Consider the following 24,787-nt stretch of genomic DNA (forward strand, 5'->3'; position numbering starts at 1 on the left):
GCAAACGCCGGACCCGGAAACGACAATGCCGCCCTCGGGCGGCATTGTCGTTCTGGAAGCAAAAACGCTTACTGGATCTTCGCGTTCTTGCGCAGACCTTCTTCGAACGCCTGCAGTTTTTCCTGCTGCATCTGCTGGACGATCTGCGCCTTCACCTGATCGAACGGCGGCGGCGCGACCGCGCGCGTGTCGTCGAGACGGATGATGTGCCAGCCGAACTGCGTGTGCACCGGCGTGTCGGTCATCTGGCCTTTCTGCAGCTTCATGGCCGCTTCGGCGAATTCCGGCACGTAGGCCTTCGGGTCCGACCAGTCGAGGTCGCCGCCGTTCTTGCCCGATCCCGGGTCCTTCGAGTACTGCTTCGCCAGATCTTCGAAGCTCGCGCCGGCCTTGATCTTCGCGATCAGATCCTTGGCCTGCTGTTCGTCTTCGACGAGGATGTGGTGAAGGTGATATTCCTTGCCGCCGCCCGTGCTCTTGACGAGGTCGTCGTAACGCGCTTTCACTTCGGCGTCGGTCGGGGCGTTGTTCTTCACGAAGTCTTCGATCAGCGCGCGCAGCACGACGGTCTGCTGCGCGACGGCAATCTGCGCCTTCACGTCAGGACGCGTCGGGATGCCGCGGCGGGCCGCTTCCTGCATCAGGATTTCGCGGTTCACGAGTTCTTCGCGCACCGCCATCTGAAGCTGCGGTGTGTCCTGCTGGCCCTGATGGACGAGCTGTTCGATCAGCGCGTCGGCGCGTGCTTTCGGGATCGGCGCACCGTTCACGACGGCGATGTTCTGTGCGAACGCAGGCGCGGCCGCGAACGCAGCCAGCAATACCCAGGAGCGGGTTTTCTTCAAGGTCATCAGAAGGTTCCTAACGGGGCAACAAGTCGAATTCTTCGGGCGTATAAGCCGTGATTGCGAGTGCGTGGATGCCGCGCTGCATGCCATCGGCCAGCGCATCATACACCAGTCGATGCCTTGCCACGCGGGCCTTGCCGGCGAATGCGGCGGCGACGATCGTGACACTGAAATGACCGCCCGCGGCGGCGCCGGCGTGACCGGCGTGCTGTGCGCTGTCGTCGCGCACGTCGATCGAGACGACCGGCGCGAGCGCCGTCGAAAGACGCGTTTCGATCAGCGTGGCGCGCTCGGCGGTGGTGGCGTTGAGGAAGACGTCAGCGCTCATCGCTCATTCCTCTTTCATGTATTTGGCGAGCCACAGGCTCTGGCCGACGATGAACACCACGAGACAGCCCGTCGCACCGAACAGCTTGAAGTTGACCCAGGCATCGGTGGAGAAGTTGTACGCGACGAACAGGTTGAGAATGCCGAGCAGCACGAAGAACACCGCCCACACATAATTGAGCTGCGCCCACACGCGATGTGGCAGCGTGATCTGCTTGCCCATCATCGCCTCGATCAGGTTCTTGTTGAACGCGAACTGCGAGACGACGAGCGCGATTGAAAACGCCCAGTACAGCACGGTCGGCTTCCATTTGATGAACGTGTCGTTATGGAGCACGAGCGTCGCGCCGCCGAACACGGTCACGACGCCGAGGCTCACCCACAGCATCGGATCGACCTTGCGGTGCCGGAAGGCGACGAAAGCGATCTGCACGAGCGTCGCGACGATGGCGACGGCCGTCGCCGTGAAAATGCCCCAGATCTTGAACGCCACGAAAAACAGGATGATCGGGAACAGGTCGAACAGGAATTTCATTATCGGGTCGGGAATCCGCAGAGTGATGCGCTCAATGGGGGCCGGTGCGCGGTGGGCAGTGGACGAAGGCGCTGCCACGCGCCTCATCCGCGCCCGCCACGGGCCGGCGGCCGGCTCGACAGGCCCGGCGGCGCAGTCCGGGCGCGGCGCCGGCGGACCGGCAGCCGGAAGGCCGCCAGAACCCGGCCGTGCCCGGCCTGCGTTACCTGGGCTCGAATTGTAGCGCAGCCGAATTGATGCAGTACCGAAGGCCCGTCGGCGCCGGACCGTCCTCGAACACGTGACCGAGATGCGCGCCGCAATTCTTGCACTGCACTTCGATGCGCAGCATGCCGTGCGAGCGGTCGGTTTTCTCGGCGATGACTTCGCCGTTGATCGGCCTGAAGTAGCTCGGCCAGCCGCAACCGGCGTCGAATTTCGTCGCCGATTCGAAGAGCGGCGTGCCGCAGCAGACGCAGTCATATACGCCGCGGTCGAAATGGTCCCAGTATTCGCCGGTGAACGGCCGCTCGGTCGCGGCCTCGCGCGTCACCCGGTACTGGGTTTCCGAAAGCTGCTGGCGCCAGGTGGCGTCGTCTTTCTGCACCGGGGGTGTGTCGGTCGTGCCGGTTTTGAGGTCGTCTGGATTCATGGTCGGGTCCTGTCGATAGGAGGGGCCTGATCGCTCGCGTGAGGGAACCGGTGCAGCCGGTTCAGCATGACGGAGCAATCAGTGAAGCGATGAAGTTCACGACGAGCAGCTGACTTCGAGCGAACTCGCCCAGTCGGGCGGCAGCGTCGCGTACGCTTCGTTTTCAGGTTGCTCGTCGAACGGACGGCGCAGCACGGCCGCCAGCCGCTCGACTTCGGAGAAGTCCTTTTCCTTCGCCTTGCGGATCGCGGTTTCCGCGAGGTGATTGCGAAGTACGAATTTGGGGTTGACCCGGTTCATTGCAATGGCCCGCGACGCGTCATCGCGGGTTTCCATCGCAAGCCGCGTCCGGTAGCCGGCGGCCCACGTATCGAACGCCGCGCGGTCGAGAAACAGGTCGCGCACCGGTGCGTCGCCGCTCGCATCGTGCTTCGACATGCGCGCGAGATTGCGGAACGTCAGCGTGAAGTCCGCCCGGTTCGCGTGCATGATTTCAAAAAGGCTGTTTGCGAGCTGGTCGTCGCCGGGCTGTTCAGTTTCGAGGCCGAGCTTGTCGCGCATGCGGCGCTCGAGCGCCGGCGCGAAACGCGCCTTGAAGCCTTCGAGCACATGCTGCGCGTCCTTGACTGCGCGCTCGCCGCGCTCGCTTTCTTCGTAACGCTCGCCGAAGAGCGGTAGCAGTCCCTGCGCGAGGCAAAAGAGGTTCCAGTATGCAATCTGCGGCTGCATCCGGTACGCGTAGCGTCCCTGGTTGTCGGAGTGATTGCAGATGTAGTTCGCGTCGAACGCATCCATGAAACCGAACGGGCCGTAGTCGATCGTGAGACCGAGGATCGACATGTTGTCCGTGTTCATCACGCCGTGGCAGAAACCGACCGCCTGCCATTCCACCATCAGGTCGGCCGTCGAGCGTACCGCTTCGCCGAGCAGCGCGAGATACGGGTCGTCGGCATCCTTTAACGCGGGATAGAAACGCTCGATGACGTGATCGGCGAGCGAGCGCAGCGCATCGACGCGATCGTTCGAATAGAAATGCTCGAAGTGTCCAAAGCGCACGAAGCTCGGTGCCACGCGCGTGACGACCGCGGCCGTTTCCACCTGCTCGCGCCGCACCGGCTGATCGGAGCCGGTCACGCAGAGCGCGCGCGTCGTCGGAATGCCGAGGTGATGCATCGCTTCCGAACACAGGTATTCGCGGATCGACGAGCGCAGCACCGCGCGGCCGTCGCCCATGCGCGAATACGGCGTGCGGCCGCCGCCTTTCAGTTGCAGCTCGAGACGCCTGCCGTCGTGTTCCACCTCGCCGATACCGAGCGCGCGGCCGTCACCGAGCTGGCCGGCCCAGACGCCGAACTGATGGCCCGAATAGACCGTCGCGTACGGCAGCGCCTGCGAGGGCCAGTCGCGCGTCGTGTTGCCCGAGAAGAATTCTGCGAACGTCGGATCCTGTGCGATCGAGGGATCGAAACCGAGCAGCGCGGCGGTCTCAGCGGAAAACCCGACGACATAGGGCGCGGGCAGGGGCGCTGCCGGCAGCCGGGTCAGGAACGTGGCGCCGAGCTGTGCAAACGAACCCGCGCGCTGGCTCCCGATTGTGCCGGCCAAAGCCGACATTGACTCCGACAGACCCGCATTGCTTGGGGAAAACGACATATTGAGCGCCTCATGTTTAACCGATATTGTAAGTCCGCGCCCGCGGGCCTGCAGGAAGGCCGCCAGCGGCCGCGCGGGGCGTATCCGGGCGCAACCCGGGCTGCACCTTTTCGGGACCATGGCGAGGAGACAATACCGATGACAACGCCGCTGCTGGGACAGATGATGGATGTGCCGCTCACTGTGTCCTCGTTGATCGCGCACGCGGCACGCCACTTCGGCGGCGTGGAGATCGTGTCGCGGCGTATCGAGGGCGACATGCACCGCTACACGTATCGCGACTGCGAGAAGCGCGCGAAGCAGCTGGCGCAGGCGCTGATCGCGCTCGGTGTGGAGCCGGGCGAGCGCATCGGCACGCTTGCCTGGAATGGCTACCGGCATCTCGAAGCGTATTACGGCGTGGCCGGTTTCGGCGCGGTGTGCCATACGATCAACCCGCGGCTCTTCCCGGACCAGATCGCGTGGATCATCAACGACGCGCAGGATCGTTACGTGCTCTTCGACACGACGTTCGCGCCGCTCGTCGATACGCTCGCGCCGCGGTGCCCGCATGTGCGCGGCTGGATCGCGCTCGCCGACGAAGCCCATCTGCCAGCGATGCAGGCCGCGCTGCCGGTGCCGCTTCTCAGCTACGAAACCCTGATCGCGGCCCACGACGGCGCGTTCGACTGGCCGCGTATCGAGGAAAGCCAGGCTTCGTATCTCTGCTACACGTCCGGCACGACCGGCAATCCGAAGGGCTCGCTGTACTCGCACCGCTCGACGGTACTGCATGCGTTCGGCGCATCGTTACCCGATGCCATGGGCCTCTCCTCACGCGATGCCGTGCTGCCCGTCGTGCCGATGTTCCATGTGAACGCATGGGGCATTCCGCACGCCGCGCCGCTGACGGGGGCGAAGATCGTTTTCCCCGGCAAGGATCTCGACGGCAAGTCGCTCTTCGAATTGATGGAAGCCGAGGGCGTCACGTATTCCGCTGGTGTGCCGACCGTGTGGCTCGGGCTGCTCAACTATCTGAAAGAAGCGCACGTGCGCTTCACGACCCTCGAACGGACTGTGATCGGTGGCTCGGCGTGTCCGCCGGCGATGTTGCGGGTCTTCGAGGACGACTATGGCGTCGAAGTGATCCACGCGTGGGGCATGACCGAGATGTCGCCGCTCGGCACGCTCGCGAAGCTCACGTGGGAGCAGTCGCGGCGAGCGCCGGACGAGCAGCGCAAGCTGCGCGAGAAGCAGGGCCACGTGATGTACGGCGTCGACATGAAGATCGTCGGCGCGGACGGCCATGATCTGCCGTGGGATGGCGTTGCGTTCGGCGATCTGCACGTGCGCGGACCGTGGGTGATCCAGCGCTACTTCAAGAAGGATGAATCGCCGTTGATCGACGGCTGGTTTCCAACCGGCGACGTCGCGACGATCGACCCCGACGGCTTCCTGCACATCACCGACCGCAGCAAGGACGTGATCAAGTCGGGCGGCGAGTGGATCAGTTCGATCGATCTGGAGAACATCGCCATCGCGCATCCGGCGGTCGGCGAAGCGGCGTGCATTGCCTGCGCGCATCCGAAGTGGACCGAGCGGCCGCTGCTGGTGATCGTGAAGCGTCCCGGCATGGACGTCACACGCGAGGAACTGCTCGCGTTCTACGATGACAAGGTCGCGAAGTGGTGGATTCCCGACGACGTCGTGTTCGTCGACGAACTGCCGCACACCGCGACCGGCAAGCTCCTGAAGCTCAAGCTGCGTGAACAGTTCCGCACGCACATCCTGCCTTCAGCGCTCGACATTCCGGATTGCCCGTTTCCGGAACCGTCCTGACCCCAGACGCTTTATAGCTGTAGCCCGGACACGTTCGGAACGGGCCCGCGATGCGGGTCAGCCCACGGACTACGGGCAAACCCCGTGTCGCAATAAATTGAACGAGCGTGCTTTTTTGTGTATTCTGCTCCTGATCCTGGAATATCGGACAATGAGTTCGACGAACCGTCGGACAATGAGCCGGCAGGCAATTTTCGCGCAGCCAGGCGCATGGAGGCAGGCACATGGCAGTGGATTACACAACCCGTGACGGCGTCGCCGTCATCACGCTCAACAATCCCCCGGTCAACGGTCTCGGTCTGTCCACACGGGCCGGTATCGTGGAAGGCATCGAACGCGCGCTGAACGACGCGTCTGTGACCGCGATCGTGCTGACGGGCGCCGGCAACGCGTTTTCCGGCGGCGCGGACATCACCGAATTCAACACGCCGAAAGCCACGCAGGAACCGACGCTCGCGACCGCCATCAACGTCGTCGAAGGCAGCGCGAAGCCGGTCATCGCCGCGATTCACAGCGTCGCGATGGGCGGCGGTCTGGAACTCGCGCTTGGCACGCATTACCGGCTCGCTGCGCCGGGCGCGCAGATCGCGCTGCCCGAAGTCAAGCTCGGCATCCTGCCGGGCGCGGGTGGCACACAACGTCTGCCGCGCGCGATCGGTCTCGAAGCCGCGCTCAACATGATCGTGTCGGGCGCGCCCGTCATGTCGGAAAAGCTCGCGGGCTCGGGGCTCTTCGATGAAATCGTCGAAGGCGATCTGCTCGAAGCCGCGCTTGCGTTCGCACGCAAGGTCGGCGCTCAGGCGGGCCCGCATCCGCGTGTGCGAGATCGCAAGATCGAGCATCCGAATGCCGAAGGCTTCATCCAGTTCGTGCGTAACGGCGTCGCGGGCGTCGCGAAGAATTTTCCCGCCCCCCACAAGTGCATCGATGCAGTTGAAGCTGGTGTGAAAAACGGCTTCGACAAAGGCCTCGCGTTCGAGCGCGACTGCTTTGTCTCGCTCGTGCAGACGCCGGAAAGCCGCGCGCTGCGTCATGCGTTCTTCGGTGAACGTGCTGCGAGCAAGATTCCCGATGTGCCTTCCGATACGCCGGTTCGCGACATCCGGCAGGTCGCCGTGATCGGCGCCGGTACGATGGGCGGCGGTATCGCGATGAACTTCGTCAACGCCGGTGTGCCGGTCACGCTGCTGGAAACGAAACAGGAAGCGCTCGATCGCGGCGTCGCGACGATCCGCAAGAACTACGAAGGCACCGTCAAGAAGGGCAAGCTCACGCCTGAGGCGCTCGAACAGCGCATGGCGCTGATCACGCCGACGCTGTCGTACGAAGATCTCGGCAACGCAGACCTGATCATCGAAGCGGTATTCGAAGAACTCGGCGTGAAAGAGCAGGTGTTCACGCGTCTCGACGAAGTGGCAAAAAAAGGCGCGATCCTCGCATCGAATACGTCGACGCTCGATCTGGACAGGATCGCCGCGTTCACGAAGCGTCCGCAGGACGTGGTCGGCATGCACTTCTTCAGCCCGGCTAACGTGATGAAGCTGCTCGAAGTGGTGCGCGGCAAGGACACATCGAAAGACGTGCTCGCCACCGTCATGAAGATCGCGAAGAAGATCAAGAAGACCGCCGTGGTCTCTGGGGTGTGCGACGGCTTCATCGGCAACCGGATGATCGAGCAGTACATCCGTCAGGCGCTCTTCATGCTCGAAGAAGGCGCGTTGCCCGCGCAGGTCGACCGCGCGATCGAGAAGTTCGGTTTCGCGATGGGCCCGTTCCGCATGAGCGACCTGGCCGGCAACGACATCGGCTGGGCGATCCGCAAGCGCCGCTATCAGGAACATCCTGAGATGCACTACTCGAAGATCGCGGACCGTCTGTGCGAAACGGGGCGCTTCGGGCAGAAAACGGGCGGGGGCTGGTACGACTACAAGGCGGGCGACCGCACCGCGCATCCGTCGAAGCTGGTCGAGGAGATGATCGTCGCGTTCTCGAAGGATGTGGGCGCCGAACGCCGCAAGATCAGCGACGAGGAAATCGTCGAACGCCTGGTGTTCGCGCTCGTGAACGAAGGCGCGAAGATTCTTGAAGAAGGTATTGCGTCGAAGGCGTCGGATATCGACATGGTGTATCTGACCGGCTACGGCTTTCCGCTGTGGCGCGGTGGCCCGATGCTGTATGCGGACACTGTCGGCCTGTACAACGTCGAGCGCGCGATTCGACGCTACGCTTCGCGCCCGAACGGCGACGCGTGGCAGATCGCGCCGGCCATTGTCGAGCTCGCCGCGAAAGGACGCGGTTTTAACGGCTGAACGCGACACGCCAACCGGAGAATGGGATGAAGGGCGCGGACGAAGTGCTGCTCATTGTCGATATGCAGAACGATTTCATGCCTGGCGGTGCACTGGCCGTCGCGCGTGGAGACGAGGTCGTGCCGGTGGTGAACCGGCTCGCCCGCGCGTTCAGTCATGTCGTGCTGACGCAGGACTGGCATCCCGCCTCGCATGTCTCGTTCGCCGCGAATCACGCGGGCCGCACGCCGTTCGAGACGATGACGCTGCCGTATGGCGAACAGGTGCTGTGGCCCGTGCATTGCGTGCAGAACACGCCGGGCGCGGCACTGCATCGCGATCTCGACGTGCCGCACGCGCGGCTCGTGATCCGCAAGGGGCATCACGTCGACGTCGACAGCTATTCGGCCTTTCTCGAGGCCGATCGCACGACACCGACCGGCCTCGCGGGCTATCTGCGCGACACGGGCGTGAAGCGTGTTTATTGCTGCGGCCTCGCGACGGATTATTGCGTCGCGTGGTCCGCGCTCGATGCGCGTGCCGCCGGATTCGACGTTGCGGTCATCGAGGACGCATCCCGCGCAATCGATCTGAATGGTTCGCTCGACGCCGCCTGGCGCGATCTGCTAAACGAGGGTGTGACCCGCATGCAGGCCGCCGCGCTACTCGCCTGATATCGGGCCGGCTCGCGAACCGCAAACAAACACTGGAAGCAGGAGACTTGCATGACTGACGCCGTAATCGTATCGACCGCCCGCACGGGTCTTGCCAAATCGTGGCGCGGCGGCTTCAACATGACGCACGGCGCGACGCTGGGCGGCCACGCAACTCAGGCCGCGGTCGAGCGCGCGAAAATCGACCCGGCGCGCGTCGAGGACGTGATCATGGGCTGCGCCAACCCCGAAGGCGCGACGGGCGGCAATATCGCGCGCCAGATCGCACTGCGCGCGGGCCTGCCGGTCAGCGTGCCGGGCATGACCGTGAACCGCTTCTGCTCGTCGGGCCTGCAGACGATCGCACTGGCCGCGCAACGCGTGATCGCGGGCGAAGGCGACGTGTTCGTCGCGGGTGGTGTGGAATCCATCTCGTGCGTGCAGAACGAAATGAACCGCCACATGCTGGCCGACGGCTGGCTCAGCAGGAACAAGCCGGAAATCTACTGGTCGATGCTGCAGACCGCCGAGAACGTCGCGAAGCGCTATTCGATTTCGAAGGAGCGTCAGGACGCATACGGCGTGCAGTCGCAGCAACGCGCCGCCGCCGCGCTCGAGGCCGGACGCTTCAAGGACGAGATCGTGCCGATGACGGTGCTCGCGGGCGTCGCCGACAAGGCCACGGGCCGCATGTACACGAAGGAAGTCACGGTTTCCGCCGACGAAGGCATTCGCGCCGACACGACGCTCGAAGGCGTGTCGAAGATCCGCACGGCGATGCCGGGCGGTGTGATCACGGCGGGCAACGCGAGCCAGTTTTCCGATGGCGCGTCGGCGTGCGTGGTGATGAACGCTCAGGTCGCGGAACGTGAAGGGCTGCAGCCGCTCGGTATTTTCCGCGGCTTCGCGGTGGCGGGTTGCGAGCCGGACGAAATGGGCATCGGCCCGGTGTTCGCGGTGCCGAAACTGCTGAAGCAGGCCGGCCTCAAGGTCGGGGACATCGACCTGTGGGAGCTGAATGAAGCGTTCGCGGTGCAGGTGCTGTACTGCGCCGACAAGCTCGGCATCCCGATGGATCGCCTGAACGTGAACGGCGGCGCGATTGCGGTCGGTCACCCGTACGGCGTGTCCGGCGCGCGTTTGACGGGTCATGCGCTGATCGAAGGCAAGCGGCGCGGCGCGAAACTCGTCGTCGTGACAATGTGTATCGGCGGCGGGCAGGGCGCGGCGGGTCTGTTCGAAGTCGTTTGATGCAACGAAGACGAATGATGGCGCGGGCTTGCGCCGTCATTCGTTATCGATCCCGGGGGCCGAAGCCGCTGACCAGCGGCGCACATTTCGAATTATTTTTTTAATTTCCGCGGAATTTCGTTCCGGGCGGACCTGCTAGGCTGGCAGGCATCAAAGTGGGGAAACTGTGTTCCCGCTTTTCCATTCGACCCTTACGCAATGGACCCGCCATGAAAATCTCGATCGCGATGGCTACCTACAAGGGTGAACGCTTTTTGCGTGAGCAACTGGACAGTATCGCCCGCCAGACCCACCTTCCCTACGAACTGGTCATCACCGACGACAGCCCGGACAGCGGCACCGCCGACATCGCGCTGGAATTCGCGCGTCATGTGCCGTTTCCGGTGCGCGTCGTGCGCAATACCGAACGTCTCGGCTTTCACGAGAATTTCTTCAAGGCAATCTCGCTGTGCGATGGTGACTTCGTCGCGTTTTGCGATCAGGACGACGTCTGGGCCGACAACAAGCTCGAACGCGTCGCGCGTGAATTCGCGGACCCGGAAGTCATGCTGGTTGTTCACGGCGTGAAAGTGGTGAACGGCGAACTGAACGAGCGCGACGACAACACGGCGAGCCACTGGTCGTATCGCGGCGTCCATGACCCGCTGACGACAAACCCGTGGTACGTGCTGTTCGGCATGTCGACGGTCGTACGGCGCTCGATCTACGATTACATCGACTGGCGCGAGCGTCCGGAGCATCCGGTCGATCCAGGTTTTCCGATGTCGCACGACACGTGGGCGTGGTTCGTCGCAACCTCGCTCGGCAAGATCTCGGCGATCGACGACGCGCTCGTGCTGTACCGTCAGCACGGTGCGAATAGTTGCGGCGTCGCGCCGGATCGTGACATCGGCACGAAAGTCAAAATGGCGAAGGCGGCGGGCGCAACGCATTACCGGCGCATGGCGAACGCCGCGTTTGGGCGTGCCGACAAGATGCGTAACGTCTCGCGCGATGCGCCGCTCCCGGTTCGCGAGCGCGCCGCGGCCGCTGCGCGGTACTACCGCGCGCTCGGTGAGCGCCTTGGCCGCCGCGCCGACCTGTACGGCGCGGCAACCCCGATGATGCGGCGCGCGGGCACGATCGCGCGGCTGCTGGTGTCGGGTGCGTACCGTCCGTTGAATCACGGCGGCCTCGGACATCGCGCACTTCTGAAGGACGTGCATGCCACGGTATTTCGCGTCAGCATCGAGTGATGCCGGCTTTCTTCCGCGGGCTTTTCAGGCGCTTTTCGTGGGCGGATCACCGAGATTCCGGCCAGGACGGGCCGTTATTTTGATAGGCTTGATGGTTTCAACTCAGGCAAGGTGAAACCGTGATCCGTCATATCGTGATGTGGAAGCTGAAGGACTCCGCCGAAGGTGCGAGCCGCGAGGAAAACGCGCTGAAACTCAAGGAAAAACTCGAAGGCTGCCGCGATATCGTGCCGGGCATCCTGCACCTTGAAGTCGGTATCGCGAAGCCTGGCCTCGAATCGACGTATGACGTCGTGCTCATTTCCGATTTCGCCGACAAGGCCGCGCTCGACGCCTATCAGGTTCACCCCACGCACGAAGCGCTGAAGGGCTTCGTCGGCGCGGTGCGCGAAGCGCGCCAGTGCGTCGATTTCGTTCTGTAACGCGCGGCGATGACTAAAGCGAGCAAACCCGGCAGCGAAGCGCCGGCGCACGCCACGCCGGTGATCGAAAGCCCGTTTGTCGATCATCTCGGCGCGAAGCTGGTCTCGGCAGTGGATGGCGTGAGCGAAGTGGTGTTGCCGCTGCAGCCGCAGTTGCTGAATACATGGGACGTCGCGCACGGCGGCGTCACCATGACGCTCGCCGACGTGGCGCTGGCGATGGCCGCGCGCAGTGTGGCGGGCGACGGCGTCGGCGTCGTCACGGTCGAGATGAAAGTGAACTTCATGCAGCCGGGCCGGGGCGAGCTGCGCGCCACCGGCCGCGTGCTGCACCGCTCGACCACCATGGCGTATTGCGAAGGCGAAATCCGCGACACCGAAGGTCACTTCGTCGCGAAAGCACTCGGCACGTTCAAGTACATGCGCCGTCTCGCGGTGGGCCGCGACGTGAAACAGCAACGCATGCGCAGCGATCCCACGGCGACGCCCGGTCCGAGCGACGGCTGAGCCTGGCGCTTCATTGCGCAGATTCAACCACCTCGCCAGATACATATTACGGAGACACCCCTCATGGCTGAAGTCAATCGTCAGATTCTGCTCGCGTCGCGGCCGCAGGGCGCGGCGTCCGTGGACAATTTCCGGCTCGTCGAAACGCCGTTGAAGCCACTCGCGGATGGTGAGTTGCGCGTGCGCAATCACTACCTGTCGCTCGATCCGTACATGCGCGGCCGCATGAACGACAGCAAGTCGTACGCGCAGCCGCAACCGCTCGACGAGGTGATGATCGGCGGCACGGTGGGTGAGGTGGTGGAATCGAGGCATCCAGATTTCGCGGCGGGCGACAAGGTCGTCGGGATGTTCGGCTGGCAGGAGTTCGGCACCTCCGACGGCCGGGGCATCCAGAAAGTCGATACCACGCATGTGCCGCTTTCCGCGTATCTCGGACCGGTCGGCATGCCGGGTGTGACGGCGTGGTACGGGCTCAACAGGATCATCGCGCCGAAAGCGGGCGAAACGGTTGTCGTCAGCGCGGCGAGCGGCGCGGTGGGCAGCGTCGTCGGGCAACTGGCGAAGCTCGCGGGCTGTCGCGCGGTGGGCATCGCCGGCGGCGAGGCGAAGTGCCGCTACGTCGTCGAGACACTGGGCTTCGATGCATGCGTCGATTACAAGGCCGGCAACCTGTACAAGGATCTGAAAGCGGTCACGCCGGATGGCGTCGACGGTTACTTCGAAAACGTCGGCGGCGAAGTGCTCGACGTGACGCTCGCGCGGATGAATGCGTCTGGACGCATCGCCCTGTGCGGCATGATCGCCGGCTACGACAGCCAGCCCATGCCGCTCAGGCAGCCGGCGCTGATGCTCACGCAGCGGCTCCTCGTGCAGGGCTTTATCGTCAGCGAACATATGGACGTGTGGCCGCAAGCGCTGAAGCAGCTCGGCACGCTCGTCGCGACGAAGCAGCTGCAGTATCGCGAGAGTGTCGCCCAGGGGCTGGAAAACGCACCGGAAGCGCTTCTCGGCGTGCTGAAGGGCAAGAACTTCGGCAAGCAGCTCGTCAAGCTGATCTGACGTTGCGGCGGGCCGGTTCACTCGCGTGACGGATCGAGCGGAACGCGAGGCGATCTGCTGCAACGCAGGCTCACACGATAACAACACGAGGAGATACGATGTTCCAGTTCGATGGAAGAGTCGCTGTGATCACCGGCGCGGCGAGCGGCTTTGGCCGCGCGTTCGCGCAGAAGGGCGCGGCGCTCGGCATGAAGCTCGTGCTTGCCGACGTCGATGCGAATGCGCTGGCGCGGACAGTCGACGCACTGCGTGCCGATGGCGCCGATGCGATCGGCGTGCCCACCGATGTGTCCGATCCGTCGCAGGTCGAAGCGCTCGCGATGGCCGCGCTCGATGCGTTCGGCAAGGTGCATCTGCTGTTCAACAACGCAGGCGTCGGCGCGGGCGGTTTTCTGTGGGAAAACAGCGCGAACGACTGGGCGTGGGTTTTCAACGTGAACGTGATGGGTGTCGCGCACGGCGTGCGCGTCTTCACGCCGGTCATGCTGCGCCAGGACGAGCCGGCGCATATCGTCAACACGGCTTCGGTCGCGGGGCTGCTGTCGCCGCCCGCGATGGGCGTGTACAACGCGTCGAAGCACGCGGTGGTGTCGTTGACCGAGACGCTCTATCACGACCTCCAGCTCACGGGCGGTCAGGTCGGATGCTCGTTGCTGTGCCCGGCGTTCGTGCCGACCGGCATCGCCGATGCGGAACGCACGCGTCCCGACACGCTGCGCAACGACGCTGCGCCGACACGCTCGCAACTTGCGGCGGACAAGCAGCTGCATCGCGCGGTGCAGTCTGGCAAGCGGACCGCGGCCGACGTCGCCGACCTCACGTTCGAAGGCATCGCGGCGGGCCGCTTCTACCTCCTCACGCACCCGGGCATTCTCGACACCGTGCGCCTGCGTCACGAGGATATCGAGCAGCAGCGCAACCCGACCGATCCGTTGTCGCTGAAACCCGAAGTGAAGCCTATCGGCTGAACGCGGAAGCCCAGGGCAGCAGCTTCATGGCATCATACGGCGCTCTTTTCCCGCGAGCGGCGCACGCGCGCCGCGTTGACGTCCGATGCCGCTGAATCCGAAGATCAAGCAAGTGCTTGAGATGATCGCGAAGGCGAAACGCCCCGAATACCACACGCTCACGCCACAGCAGGCGCGCGCTGCCTACGAACGCAGCGCGCCGATTCTCGAGATCGCGAGTGCACCGATGTTCAGCGTCGAAGAGCTCGCGGTGCCGGTGCGCGACGGCGCGTCGATTCGCGCGCGCCTCTACTGGCCGGTGGAACCGGTCTGGGCCGAACCCGCGCCTGCGCTCGTCTATTTTCACGGTGGCGGTTTTACCGTCGGCAGCGTCGCTACGCACGATGCGCTGTGCCGCATGTTCGCGCGCGACGGGCGCTGCATCGTGATGTCGGTCGATTACCGGCTCGCACCGGAATACCGCTTCCCGACTGCGGTGAACGATGCATTCGATGCGCTCGCGTGGCTGCATGCCAACGCGGCGCTGTATGGCGTCGATCCCGAACGGATGGCCGTCGGCGGCGACAGCGCGGGCGGCACGCTCGCGACCGTTAGCGCCGTGCTGGCGCGCGATGCCGGGATCCGGCTCGCGCTTCAACTTCTGATCTATCCAGGCACGACCGGTCATCAGCAGACCGCTTCGCATGCGCGGCTGGCGAGCGGTTTTCTGCTGTCGGGCGAAACGATCCAGTGGTTTTTCGAACAGTACGTGCGCGATGCCGCCGATCGTGACGACTGGCGTTTCGCGCCACTCGACGGATGCGAGGGCTACGACGATTCGCGCGCCGGTGCGGATTTTCATGGCGTCGCGCCCGCATGGATCGCGGCCGCGCAATACGATCCGCTCAGCGACGAAGGCGTGGCCTATGCCGACAAACTGCGCGCCGCGGGCAACACCGTTACGCTGAAAATCTACGCGGGCATGATCCACGAGTTCTTCAAGATGGGCGGCTTCGTGCCGGATGTGGCCAGGGCGCATGCCGATGCGGCTTCGGCGCTTCGGCATGCATTCGGTGTGGATGACTGACGCGGCGGCGGAAGCCAGGTGCTTTAACCGGTAACGTCGAACGTGTAAGCCCGCTCGAAATCGCCGGGCCGCGTGATGCGGTGCGAGCCGTTGTCGTCGCTGCGTTCGGTGGCTTCGACCGACAGCGTATTGCCTCCGACGACGCTCACCCGCAGCGCGGTCGTCCCGCGCGTGCCGTACTCGGGCGTGTCGATAAACGCCGCCGACAGCGCGCGTTCGCGCTCCAGCGGAATGCCCGTCGAAGGCAGCTCGTCATCGCGGGCGAGGCGCGGGTCGCGCATCATCCCGATCAACTGCGCGAGCGGCGGCACCTGACCGTCCTCTACGAACGCCGCGAGTTCAGCACGCTTCTTCACGAGTTTTGGCCAGCGGGTATCGAGCACCGCGTTCGAAATGCCGTGTGTGCCGGCTTCGAGCAGCACGGGCGCGGCGTCCGAACGATTGCAGTACCAGCCAAGTTCGCGCCGCGCAAAATCACCGATGAGCAGGTTAAAGCCGTTGTAGATATCGCCGGTGCGCGCGACCTGCCGCAGATAATCCAGCGGCGCACCGTGCTTGCCGGGCGTGCTGGACAGCCAGGTGCTGACGAGCGTGCCGCGCGTCGGCGCATCGGGGCGCATTTCGTGCGGCGCGCGATAGTTGGTGAGCGCGGCGAACCGGCCGTCGCGGGTGACGCCCAGCCACGTGCCGCCGCCGACGAGATCGCGTCCCGCCAGCAGACCGGGCACATCCGCCCACCATTGCATCGGGTCAGCGGTGCGGCGCAGGAACTCGTCACGATTCGCGGCGAGCGTGAAAAGCGCGCCGCTCGACGCCTGTGGGCGCCAGTCGAAGACGATCAGACACATGGGCGTGGCGCCTTGAGCCCGTCCCTTGAGGCCTGGGTCGAAGCCGTCCGGGTCGTGGCGGCCAATGCGTCAGACCTCGGCCGGCAGCGAATACGGCAGCGGCAGGATCGTCAATGCGGGGCCGTCGGCGGCGCCGAGATGCACTGAACCGCCTTCGAGCGCGGCGAGCTTGAGCTCGACCAGCACGTCGACGCCGCCTTCAGGTGCCGACGCCGCGTTGACCACCATGCCGCACGGCTGACCCGGATCACCGGAATGGAACAGTTCCGCGCCCGGCGCGACGGCGGCCAGTTCACCCGCGACATTGGCGAGCGACGTGCGACGCTTGATCGTGCCGCGATACTGGCTGCGCGCAACGACTTCCTGCCCCGGATAGCAGCCCTTGCGGAAATTGACGCCGCCGAGCACGTCGAAATTGACCATCTGCGGCACGAACTGCTCGACCACCGGCTGCGTGATGCGCGGCTCACCCGCGCGGATATCGAGCCAGTCCCACACGGCCGGCGACACGCGCGCGAGCTTCCCGTCGAGCGCGGGCAGGCGTGCCTCGACCTCGGCCTTCGGACCGACCCACAGATAGCGCAGGCGTCCGGCCGCGTCCGGCACGTGGATGAGCGAACCCAGCGGGCCGTCGACCTTCACGTGCACGCCATCGGGAATCGCGTCGAACACGAGCGAAAGCGCCGGACGGACATCGCCCGCGAAACCGATCACAGCCAGTTCGGCGGTGGTGTCGGTGAGCTTCGCCTTGGCGCGCAGTACGAACATCGAGAGCCGTTTCTGCACGGCGGCCTGAATATCGCGCGAAACCAGCAGGCGCACGGTTTCGCCGCAACGCCACGTCAGGAACGACGCCAGCAGCCGGCCCTTCGGCGAGCAATAGCCCGACAGGCGCGCGTTCGCGGCATCGAGATGCTGGGTGTCGTTGGTGAGCTGGCCGTGCAGGAACGTGGCGGCATCGTCGCCGGTGGCGTCGATCACGCCAAACTGCGTGAGCGGCATGAACGCGCCGCGCATGAGTACGGCGTCGAAGTCGGCTGCGGCGGGACGCGGAAACGAAACGGGCGCGGGGGAAGCGGGAACGGCCGGAGCCGTTGCCGGCGTGCCTGGCGCGGAGGCGAGCGGTGCAGTCATGGATTCGCGGTCGAAGTCAATTCTGACTTTAGCTTAGGCAAGCAAGTATTATATGGGGTCCACCCCAGCCATGTTACGCATGTCCCTTTTGAAGAAATGTTTCATCGCCGGCGTTATCCTCATTGCGCTGGTGGCAGCCGCTATCGCAGGCGGATATCACTGGGCCACTACACCGGTCGAGCTCGGCACTCCGCAACTCGACGTCACGATCAAGCCGCACAGCAGCCTGCGCAGCGTCACGGGCCAGCTCAATCGCGGCGGTGTGCCGGTCGAGCCCGAGCTCTTCGTGCTGATGACCCGCGTGCTGGGTCTGCAAAGCCAGCTGAAGTCCGGCAACTATGAGTTCAAGACCGGCATCACGCCTTACGAGGTGCTGCAAAAAATCGCCCGCGGCGACGTCAACGAATACGTCGCGACGATCATCGAAGGCTGGACGTTTCGCCACATGCGCGCCGAAATCGATGCGAATCCCGCGTTGAAGCACGACACGGCGGGTATGACCGACGCCGACCTGATGAAAGCGATCGGCGCGCCGGAAGCGTCGATCGGCAATGGCGAAGGTCTCTTTTTCCCCGATACGTACCTGTTCGACAAGAATACGAGCGACATCGAGGTGTACCGCCGCGCGTACCGTCTGATGAAGCTGCGGCTCGACGAAGCCTGGAGCACGCGCGCCGCGGGCCTGCCGTTCAAGACGCCGTACGAGGCGCTGACGATGGCGTCGATCATCGAAAAGGAAACCGGCAAGACGTCCGACCGGCCGATGGTCGCGGCGGTGTTCGCGAACCGGCTGAAGGTCGGCATGCCGTTGCAGACCGATCCGACGGTGATCTACGGCCTCGGCGACAATTACGCGGGGCGCCTGAAGAAGCGCGATCTGCAAACCGACACTCCCTACAATACCTATACGCGTCGCGGCCTGCCGCCTACGCCGATCGCGCTGCCCGGGGTGGCGTCCTTGCAGGCCGCGATGAATCCGGCGCAAACCACGGCACTGTACTTCGTGTCGCGCGGCGACGGCAGCAGCATCTTTTCCGACACACTCGACGCCCACAACAAGGCCGTCGACAAATACATCCGGGGTCAATGATGGTGCGGGGCAAATTCATTACGTTCGAGGGCATCGACGGCGCCGGCAAGACGACACATCTCGCCTGGTTTCGCGACCGGCTGTCGGAGAAGGTGGCCGCGAGCGGGCGGGCGGTCGTCATGACGCGTGAGCCGGGCGGCACGAAGCTTGGCGAAGCGTTGCGGGACATTCTGCTGCATCAGCCGATGGACCTCGAAACCGAGGCGCTGCTGATGTTCGCCGCGCGCCGGGAACATCTGGCCGAAGTGATCGAGCCCGCGCTCGCGCGCGGCGACTGGGTGCTCTCCGACCGTTTCAGTGACGCCACGTTCGCCTACCAGGGCGGCGGCCGCGGTCTGCCGCGCGACAAGCTCGAAGCGCTGGAGCGCTGGGTGCAGGGCGGTTTCCAGCCGGATCTGACGGTACTCTTCGATATTCCGGCCGATACTGCCAGCGAACGCCGCAGCGCCGCGCGTGAACCGGACCGCTTCGAGAGCGAATCCGAGGCGTTTTTCAACCGCACACGCGCCGAATACCTGCGCCGGGTGGAAGAAGCGCCATATCGTTTCGCGGTGATCGACTCAACGCAGAGCATCCCCAGAATTCAGATCCAGCTTGAAGATTTGATTGCAAGTATTTGAATTTAAAAAAATATAATTATCCATTATATTGCTGCTCAAATGCTCGTAGTCCACATGAGCAGGCGACGCCAACCGATTGAGTAAAAAAGAGAAACCATGATCTATCCGTGGCAAACCGATGACTGGAACCGCCTGCAACAGCTGCGCGCGCACTGGCCGCATGCGCTGCTGCTTCACGGGCAAGGCGGCATCGGCAAGCTGCGGTTCGCGCAGCATCTCGCACAAGGGTTGCTGTGCGAGGCGCCGCAGGCGAACGGCGAGCCATGCGGCACGTGCGTGGCGTGCAACTGGCTCACGCAGGGCAATCATCCGGACTACCGGATCGTGCTGCCCGAGGCGCTCGCCGCCGAAGCCGGTTTCGCGTCCGCCGCGTCCGACGAGCCCAAACCCGACAAGGCCGACGCCGACGAGGGCAAGAAGACCCGCGCGCCCAGCAAGGAAATCAGGATCGAACAGGTGCGCGCGCTGCTGGATTTTGTCGGCGTCGGCTCGCATCGTGGCGGTGCGCGCGTGGTCGTGCTATACCCGGCCGAGGCGCTGAACGTCGCTGCCGCCAACGCGCTGCTGAAAACGCTCGAAGAACCGCCGGCCGGCGTCGTGTTCCTGATGGTTTCGGCACGTGTCGACCGTCTGCTGCCGACCATCGTCAGCCGCTGCCGCCAGTGGCCGATGACCACACCGGCGCCCGATATCGCGGCGGCGTGGCTTGCACAACAGGGCGTCGACGACGCGCCCGCGCTGCTCGCCGAAGCCGGTGGTGCGCCGCTCACCGCGCTCGCGCTCGCCAGCGACGACAGCCGCGCGCTGCGCGACTGGACGCTCAGGCAACTGGCCGCCGGCCCGAACTGCGACGCTTTCGCGTGCGGTGAAACGCTGCAGAAGCTGCCGGTGCCGCTCGTGCTCGGCTGGCTGCAGCGCTGGCTGTACGATCTGCTGGCGCAGCGTACGGCGAGCGCGCCACGCTATTTCCCGGCCGCGTCGGCGGCGCTCGCGCGGTGCGCCGGCGCGGTCGATGCCAACGCGTTCGCGCGGTTCCAGAAAGCGGTCACGCGCCAGCGCACCGTCGAGAACCATCCGCTCAACGCGCGCCTCGTGTTCGAAGAACTCTTTCTGGGCTATCGCGACCTGTTCGCGTAGTCGTTATTACCCGGTCAATCCGACTGCATTTCCTTCTTTCAAGCTGCCAGAATCATGAGCCTCCCGTACCGCGACGCCACGTTCGACGACCTGCCCGCCATCGTCGCCATCTACAACTCGACGGTGCCGTCGCGCCAGGTCACGGCCGATCTGGAACCGGTGAGCATCGAGAGCCGGCACGCCTGGTTTCACGCGCACGGGCCGAATACGCGCCCGCTATGGGTGGTCGAGGAAGCTGGCCGTGTGATCGCGTGGCTCAGTTTTTCGGACTTCTACGGCCGGCCGGCGTACTCGCGTACCGCCGAAGTCAGCATCTATCTGGACGAAGCCGCGCGCGGCAAGGGCCTCGGCAAGAAACTGCTGGCCGCAGCGCTGGAAGCCGCGCCGGCGCTGAAGATCGACACCGTGCTCGGCTTTGTGTTCGGCCACAATGAGCCGAGCATGCGGCTGTTCCACAGCTTCGGCTTTACCGACTGGGGCACGCTGCCGCGCGTCGCGGTGCTGGACGGCGTCGAGCGCGATCTCGTGATCCTTGGTCGCCGGCTTGAGCACGCGGCCTGACCGCTTCGTTTAAACGCCCCGATCCTGAGCGCCGCACTCACCGTCAACCCGCAGGACATCACCATGTTTGTCGACTCGCACTGCCACATCAACTTCGAAGGACTCGGCGACCGTCTGCCGCAGGTTCTCGAAAACATGCGTTCGCACTCGGTGACGCACGCGCTGTGCGTTTCCGTCGACCTCGAGACGCTGCCTTCAGTGCTGGACATCGCGGATTCGTACGACAACGTCTACGCGTCGGTCGGCGTGCACCCGGATCACGAGGACATGCGTGAGCCGACGCTCGCCGAACTGGTCGAACTGGCGGCGCATCCGAAGGTCGTCGCGATCGGCGAGACCGGGCTCGACTACTATCGCCTCGAAGGCCGCTCGATCGATGACATGGAGTGGCAGCGCGAGCGTTTTCGCACGCATATCCGCGCCGCGCATGCCACGATGAAGCCGCTGATCATCCACACGCGCTCGTCGTGGGAAGACACGCTGCGCATCATGGAAGAGGAAAACGCGCGCGTCCCGGGCGGCGTGATGCACTGCTTCACGGAACCGTGGCATGTCGCCGAAAAGGCGCTCGCGCAGAATTTTTACGTGTCGCTCTCCGGTATCGTCACGTTCAGGAGCGCGACCGAGGTTCAGGACGTCGCGCGCCGCATGCCGCTCGACCGTTTGCTGATCGAAACCGATTCGCCGTACCTCGCGCCCGTGCCGTATCGCGGCAAACCCAATGAACCTGCGTACGTAAGTTATGTCGGACGCTTCATCGCGCAGCAACGCGAAATGGCCGAAGCCGATCTCGCCGCCGCGACGACCCAGAATTTCTTTCGTCTGTTCAGGATTCCCCAAGCGGCATCCGCCTGACGAAAAAATTCATCCCTATCAAATAGATATAGACGTTTCCTGAAGCAATCCATGAAAAATATTCCGACACAATCATCGATCGATACCGGCGCCGCCCGCGCGCCGGCGGGCTACCGCGCGCCCGCGGCCGTGCGGCGCGGCATCGCGCGTCTCGCACTCGCGGGCGGTCTCGCATGCATGGTGTTCGGCGCGCTGCCGGTTCAGGCCGCGCCCGCCGATACGATGATCAAGGCCGTCAAGTTCGATGACGTGAAGGAAGTGAAGAAACAGCTTTCGCAGGGCATGGATCCGAACATGACCGACGACCAGGGCATGCCGCTGCTGGTGCTCGCCGCCCGCGAGAAATCGGACCAGGTCGGCCAGGCGCTCGTCGACAATCCGAAGACCAACGTCGAGATCGTCGACAAGGCCGGTGAAAACGCGATGATGCTGGCCGCGCTGAACGGCGACATGGACTTCGTGAAGCTGCTGATCGCAAAGGGCGCCGAGGTCAACAAGAAGGGCTGGGCACCGCTGCATTACGCCGCCGCGAACGGCAACGACGCGATCGTCACGCTGCTGCTCAAGTATTCAGCCTACGTCGACGCCGGTTCGCCGAACGGCACGACGCCGTTGATGATGGCCGCGCGCGGCGGTCATGTTTCGACCGCGAAACTGCTGCTCGACGCCGGCGCCGACATTAACGTGAAGAACCAGATCGGCCTGAATGCGCTCGATTTCGCGAAGCAGTACAAGGAACCGGACGCGGTCAAGGGACTGACGGCGCGCATGGAACAGATGCAGAAGCAGCAGGCCGGCAGCGCCCCAGCGGCGCAGTAAAACAGTGCAAAATAGCAGCCTTGGCGCGGCGGCCGGTGCCGCGCCGATCCGGGGCGGTTCGGCGCGGCGGGCAAAGACTCGACCGCTCGACGCAGCTCCTCAAACCGCTCACATAAAAGGGATACCATGCTGCGGGCTTTGATTTGCGCAAGCGCGCTGGCTGTACCGTTGTCGGCAGCCGCGTTCACGGGGGGAGACCTCAACAAGCTGTGCACGAAGACCGACGTTGCGTCGCGCAGTGCGTGCGCGGCCTATATCGAAGGCGCCGCGGACGGCGTCTTCAACACCATCGATGCGATCGGCGGCACGACCGGGCCGCGCGTCGGGCAGTACTTCTGTTTGCCGCAGGACGCGCGTTCGGCGCAGCTGACCGACGCCGTGCGCAAATACATCGCGGACAATCCGATGGTCGCGGGCTACAACGCCAGCACCGCGGTTTCGCTTGGGCTTGGCAAGGCGTTTCCGTGCAAGACAGGCAACTGAGTTTTCCCGAGGGCCCGCCCGGGTCTTCGTTGGCCGTCGCCTGACGTAACGGGCCGCGCGTCTCTCGCGCCGCAAGCTTCACGCTTCACGCGTGATCCGCCCGCCACGCCTCGCGCGGTAATCCGGTGCGTTTGCGGGCGCCGCATGAACAGGGAGGGCCGCCCATATGGGCCGTTTGATCGTCGTATCGAATCGCGTGGCAACGCCGACCGAAACGAAGGGGTCGGCAGGCGGACTGGCCGTCGGAGTATTCGGCGCGCTCAAGGACGCCGGCGGCGTGTGGTTCGGCTGGAGCGGCGACGTCGTGAGCGAAACCGTCGCGAACGCGGGCCCGACGCTCGAAACCGAGGGTGCGGTGACGTTCGCGACCGCCGGCCTCACGCGCAAGGATTACGACCAGTACTACCGCGGGTTTTCGAACGCGACGCTGTGGCCGGTCTTCCACTATCGCAACGATCTCGCGCGCTACGAGCGCGAGGAATACGCGGGCTACCGGCGCGTCAATTCATGGCTCGCGCACAAGCTCATCAAACTGCTGCAACCCGACGACATCATCTGGGTTCACGACTATCATCTGATTCCGTTCGCCGAAGCGCTGCGCTCCGAAGGCGTGACGAACCGTATCGGCTTCTTTCTGCATATTCCGTTTCCCTCGCCGCAGATCCTGCTGAACATTCCGCCACACGAAGAGCTTGTGAAGTCGCTGTGCTGCTATGACCTGCTGGGCTTTCAGACCGACACCGACGAGCTTGCGTTTCACGACTACATCACGCGCCATGCGCGCGGCACCGTGACGGAAGGCAACCACGTCGAAGCGTTTGGCCGCAGGCTGCGCACCGGCGTGTATCGCATCGGCGTGTTCCCCGATGAGATCGCGGAGCAGGCCGAACGCTACGAGAGCCGCCAGCATGTGCTTGACCTGAAGCAGAGCCTCGAGGGGCGCAAGCTCATCATGAGCGTCGATCGGCTCGATTATTCGAAGGGACTTGTCGAGCGTTTCAGGTCCTTCGAGCAGTTGCTGGAGCGCTCGCCCGAATGGCGCGGCAACGTCACGCTTGTGCAGATCGCGCCGCCTACGCGCTCGGATGTCGCGACGTATCAGCAAATCCGGCAGGATCTCGAATACGAAGCAGGGCGCATCAACGGCCGCTATTCCGGACTCGACTACACGCCGATCCGCTATCTGAACCAGCAGTACGACCGCTGGAAGCTGATGTCGCTGTTCCGCGAGTCGCAGGTCGGCTTTGTCACGCCGCTGCACGACGGCATGAACCTCGTCGCCAAGGAATACGTCGCCGCGCAGAACCCGGACGATCCAGGTGTGCTCGTACTATCGATGTTCGCGGGCGCGGCGGTGGAGCTGACCGGCTCGGTGATCGTCAATCCGCACGATTCGGTCGGCATGTGCGAGGCGTTGCAGCGCGCGCTCGGCATGCCGCTCGATGAACGCAAGCGCCGTCACGAGATAAACATGGCCGCGTTGCGCAAGAACGATCTCGGTGTATGGCGCGATTCGTTTCTGCACGACCTGCGCAGCGTGCCGGCTGGCGAGGCCGCGCGCAGGTCGAAGCGGTGATGCTTGCCGTTTGATCCGGCGAGCGGGTGGCCATGCTGACGATGCCCGCGATCGCCGGTTGCCATTGCTGGCCGCCGGCTACGGGCAAAGGTGAAAGCGTGGCGGCAAGCCCACGCCGGTGAATGTTTCGCGACTGTAACAGCGCCGAGCAATTGAAATAGCGGCGGTTTTCACGCCCGAAATGCCCAATAATCAGGATATTCGCGCCGACGGGTGCATTGATCGCAGGGATGCGCGCTGGCATACTCGGGCGCCGCTGACATCCGCGGCCGCAGAAGATACCCGGTCCGTCGTCCGGCCCGTTTTAGCAAGCATCTTGCATGGGACCAGAGTAAGCGCTAAAGCGCCAACTCTGGTCGACCGCAAGTGCCTTGCATGGGACCAGAGTAAGCGCTAAAGC

Annotated in this window: 25 protein-coding genes; 18 read left to right on the plus strand and 7 right to left on the minus strand. The window is 64.4% G+C overall.

Annotated elements, in window-relative coordinates; translation table 11 throughout:
- Positions 1-68 precede the first annotated feature (68 nt).
- From LPA37_RS21910 to LPA37_RS21930, 5 genes are all read right to left on the minus strand, one after another.
- Positions 69-851, minus strand: coding sequence for a peptidylprolyl isomerase (locus tag LPA37_RS21910; RefSeq protein ID WP_228974316.1), 783 nt, complete (start codon positions 849-851; stop codon positions 69-71).
- 10 nt (positions 852-861) lie between these two features.
- Entirely contained in the window at positions 862-1,176 is a 315-nt protein-coding gene (locus tag LPA37_RS21915) for a BolA family protein (protein WP_229013700.1), read from the minus strand.
- A 3-nt stretch (positions 1,177-1,179) separates the two neighbouring features.
- Positions 1,180-1,710 (minus strand): septation protein A, encoded by a 531-nt coding sequence (locus LPA37_RS21920; protein WP_228974311.1) that lies wholly within the window; start codon positions 1,708-1,710, stop codon positions 1,180-1,182.
- A 202-nt stretch (positions 1,711-1,912) separates the two neighbouring features.
- Positions 1,913-2,341, minus strand: coding sequence for a peptide-methionine (R)-S-oxide reductase MsrB (gene msrB / locus LPA37_RS21925; protein ID WP_228974309.1), 429 nt, complete (start codon positions 2,339-2,341; stop codon positions 1,913-1,915).
- Between the two features lie 96 nt (positions 2,342-2,437).
- Positions 2,438-3,994, minus strand: coding sequence for a protein adenylyltransferase SelO (locus LPA37_RS21930; protein ID WP_228974308.1), 1,557 nt, complete (start codon positions 3,992-3,994; stop codon positions 2,438-2,440).
- Between the two features lie 138 nt (positions 3,995-4,132).
- On the opposite strand from LPA37_RS21930, the gene LPA37_RS21935 reads away from it, so the two are divergent.
- The 10 genes from LPA37_RS21935 (at position 4,133) to LPA37_RS21980 (ending at position 15,264) form a co-directional block, all read left to right on the plus strand.
- The gene (locus LPA37_RS21935) at positions 4,133-5,812 is read left to right on the plus strand and encodes a 3-(methylthio)propionyl-CoA ligase (RefSeq protein ID WP_229013701.1); all 1,680 of its coding nucleotides are present in this window, start codon (positions 4,133-4,135) and stop codon (positions 5,810-5,812) included.
- A 224-nt stretch (positions 5,813-6,036) separates the two neighbouring features.
- Entirely contained in the window at positions 6,037-8,121 is a 2,085-nt protein-coding gene (locus tag LPA37_RS21940) for a 3-hydroxyacyl-CoA dehydrogenase NAD-binding domain-containing protein (RefSeq protein WP_229013702.1), read from the plus strand.
- A gap of 26 nt (positions 8,122-8,147) precedes the next feature.
- Positions 8,148-8,774, plus strand: a complete 627-nt coding sequence (pncA, locus tag LPA37_RS21945) for a bifunctional nicotinamidase/pyrazinamidase (protein ID WP_228974303.1) — start codon at positions 8,148-8,150, stop codon at positions 8,772-8,774.
- Positions 8,775-8,825: 51 nt separating this feature from the next.
- The gene (locus LPA37_RS21950) at positions 8,826-10,004 is read left to right on the plus strand and encodes an acetyl-CoA C-acyltransferase (RefSeq protein ID WP_228974301.1); all 1,179 of its coding nucleotides are present in this window, start codon (positions 8,826-8,828) and stop codon (positions 10,002-10,004) included.
- 209 nt (positions 10,005-10,213) lie between these two features.
- Entirely contained in the window at positions 10,214-11,239 is a 1,026-nt protein-coding gene (locus LPA37_RS21955; RefSeq protein ID WP_229013703.1) for a glycosyltransferase family 2 protein, read from the plus strand.
- A gap of 119 nt (positions 11,240-11,358) precedes the next feature.
- Entirely contained in the window at positions 11,359-11,661 is a 303-nt protein-coding gene (locus LPA37_RS21960; RefSeq protein WP_228974299.1) for a Dabb family protein, read from the plus strand.
- A 9-nt stretch (positions 11,662-11,670) separates the two neighbouring features.
- Positions 11,671-12,168: a PaaI family thioesterase gene (locus LPA37_RS21965; protein WP_229013704.1), complete on the plus strand. Its 498-nt coding sequence runs from the start codon at positions 11,671-11,673 to the stop codon at positions 12,166-12,168.
- A gap of 63 nt (positions 12,169-12,231) precedes the next feature.
- Positions 12,232-13,230 (plus strand): NADP-dependent oxidoreductase, encoded by a 999-nt coding sequence (locus LPA37_RS21970; RefSeq protein ID WP_229013705.1) that lies wholly within the window; start codon positions 12,232-12,234, stop codon positions 13,228-13,230.
- Positions 13,231-13,328: 98 nt separating this feature from the next.
- On the plus strand, positions 13,329-14,198 hold the full coding sequence (locus tag LPA37_RS21975) for an SDR family oxidoreductase (protein WP_228974294.1): 870 nt from the start codon (positions 13,329-13,331) through the stop codon (positions 14,196-14,198).
- A gap of 85 nt (positions 14,199-14,283) precedes the next feature.
- Positions 14,284-15,264 carry an alpha/beta hydrolase gene (locus tag LPA37_RS21980; RefSeq protein WP_228974292.1) on the plus strand — a complete coding sequence of 327 codons (981 nt, stop codon included), beginning with the start codon at positions 14,284-14,286 and terminating at the stop codon, positions 15,262-15,264.
- Between the two features lie 23 nt (positions 15,265-15,287).
- Here the strand turns inward: LPA37_RS21980 and LPA37_RS21985 are convergent, their stop codons facing one another.
- Together LPA37_RS21985 and ygfZ are read right to left on the minus strand one after the other, a co-directional pair.
- Positions 15,288-16,112 carry an NRDE family protein gene (locus LPA37_RS21985; RefSeq protein WP_229013706.1) on the minus strand — a complete coding sequence of 275 codons (825 nt, stop codon included), beginning with the start codon at positions 16,110-16,112 and terminating at the stop codon, positions 15,288-15,290.
- 69 nt (positions 16,113-16,181) lie between these two features.
- On the minus strand, positions 16,182-17,246 hold the full coding sequence (gene ygfZ / locus LPA37_RS21990) for a CAF17-like 4Fe-4S cluster assembly/insertion protein YgfZ (protein WP_228974287.1): 1,065 nt from the start codon (positions 17,244-17,246) through the stop codon (positions 16,182-16,184).
- A 79-nt stretch (positions 17,247-17,325) separates the two neighbouring features.
- On the opposite strand from ygfZ, the gene mltG reads away from it, so the two are divergent.
- The 8 genes from mltG (at position 17,326) to otsA (ending at position 24,387) form a co-directional block, all read left to right on the plus strand.
- Complete coding sequence (mltG, locus tag LPA37_RS21995) at positions 17,326-18,336, plus strand: endolytic transglycosylase MltG (RefSeq protein ID WP_228974286.1); 1,011 nt, start codon at positions 17,326-17,328, stop codon at positions 18,334-18,336.
- Positions 18,336-18,956 carry a dTMP kinase gene (gene tmk, locus LPA37_RS22000; protein WP_228974713.1) on the plus strand — a complete coding sequence of 207 codons (621 nt, stop codon included), beginning with the start codon at positions 18,336-18,338 and terminating at the stop codon, positions 18,954-18,956. Before mltG ends, tmk begins: the two co-directional genes overlap by 1 nt.
- A gap of 96 nt (positions 18,957-19,052) precedes the next feature.
- Complete coding sequence (locus LPA37_RS22005) at positions 19,053-20,093, plus strand: DNA polymerase III subunit delta' (protein ID WP_229013707.1); 1,041 nt, start codon at positions 19,053-19,055, stop codon at positions 20,091-20,093.
- Between the two features lie 54 nt (positions 20,094-20,147).
- Positions 20,148-20,654 carry a GNAT family N-acetyltransferase gene (locus tag LPA37_RS22010; RefSeq protein ID WP_229013708.1) on the plus strand — a complete coding sequence of 169 codons (507 nt, stop codon included), beginning with the start codon at positions 20,148-20,150 and terminating at the stop codon, positions 20,652-20,654.
- Positions 20,655-20,717: 63 nt separating this feature from the next.
- Positions 20,718-21,509: a TatD family hydrolase gene (locus LPA37_RS22015; protein ID WP_228974280.1), complete on the plus strand. Its 792-nt coding sequence runs from the start codon at positions 20,718-20,720 to the stop codon at positions 21,507-21,509.
- A gap of 51 nt (positions 21,510-21,560) precedes the next feature.
- Positions 21,561-22,328 (plus strand): ankyrin repeat domain-containing protein, encoded by a 768-nt coding sequence (locus tag LPA37_RS22020; RefSeq protein WP_229013709.1) that lies wholly within the window; start codon positions 21,561-21,563, stop codon positions 22,326-22,328.
- Between the two features lie 126 nt (positions 22,329-22,454).
- Positions 22,455-22,811: a Rap1a/Tai family immunity protein gene (locus LPA37_RS22025; protein WP_228974275.1), complete on the plus strand. Its 357-nt coding sequence runs from the start codon at positions 22,455-22,457 to the stop codon at positions 22,809-22,811.
- A gap of 166 nt (positions 22,812-22,977) precedes the next feature.
- On the plus strand, positions 22,978-24,387 hold the full coding sequence (gene otsA / locus LPA37_RS22030; RefSeq protein ID WP_228974272.1) for an alpha,alpha-trehalose-phosphate synthase (UDP-forming): 1,410 nt from the start codon (positions 22,978-22,980) through the stop codon (positions 24,385-24,387).
- Positions 24,388-24,787: the final 400 nt, after the last annotated feature.

The sequence above is a fragment of the Paraburkholderia gardini genome (genome assembly GCF_907164545.1).
Lineage (GTDB): Bacteria > Pseudomonadota > Gammaproteobacteria > Burkholderiales > Burkholderiaceae > Paraburkholderia > Paraburkholderia gardini.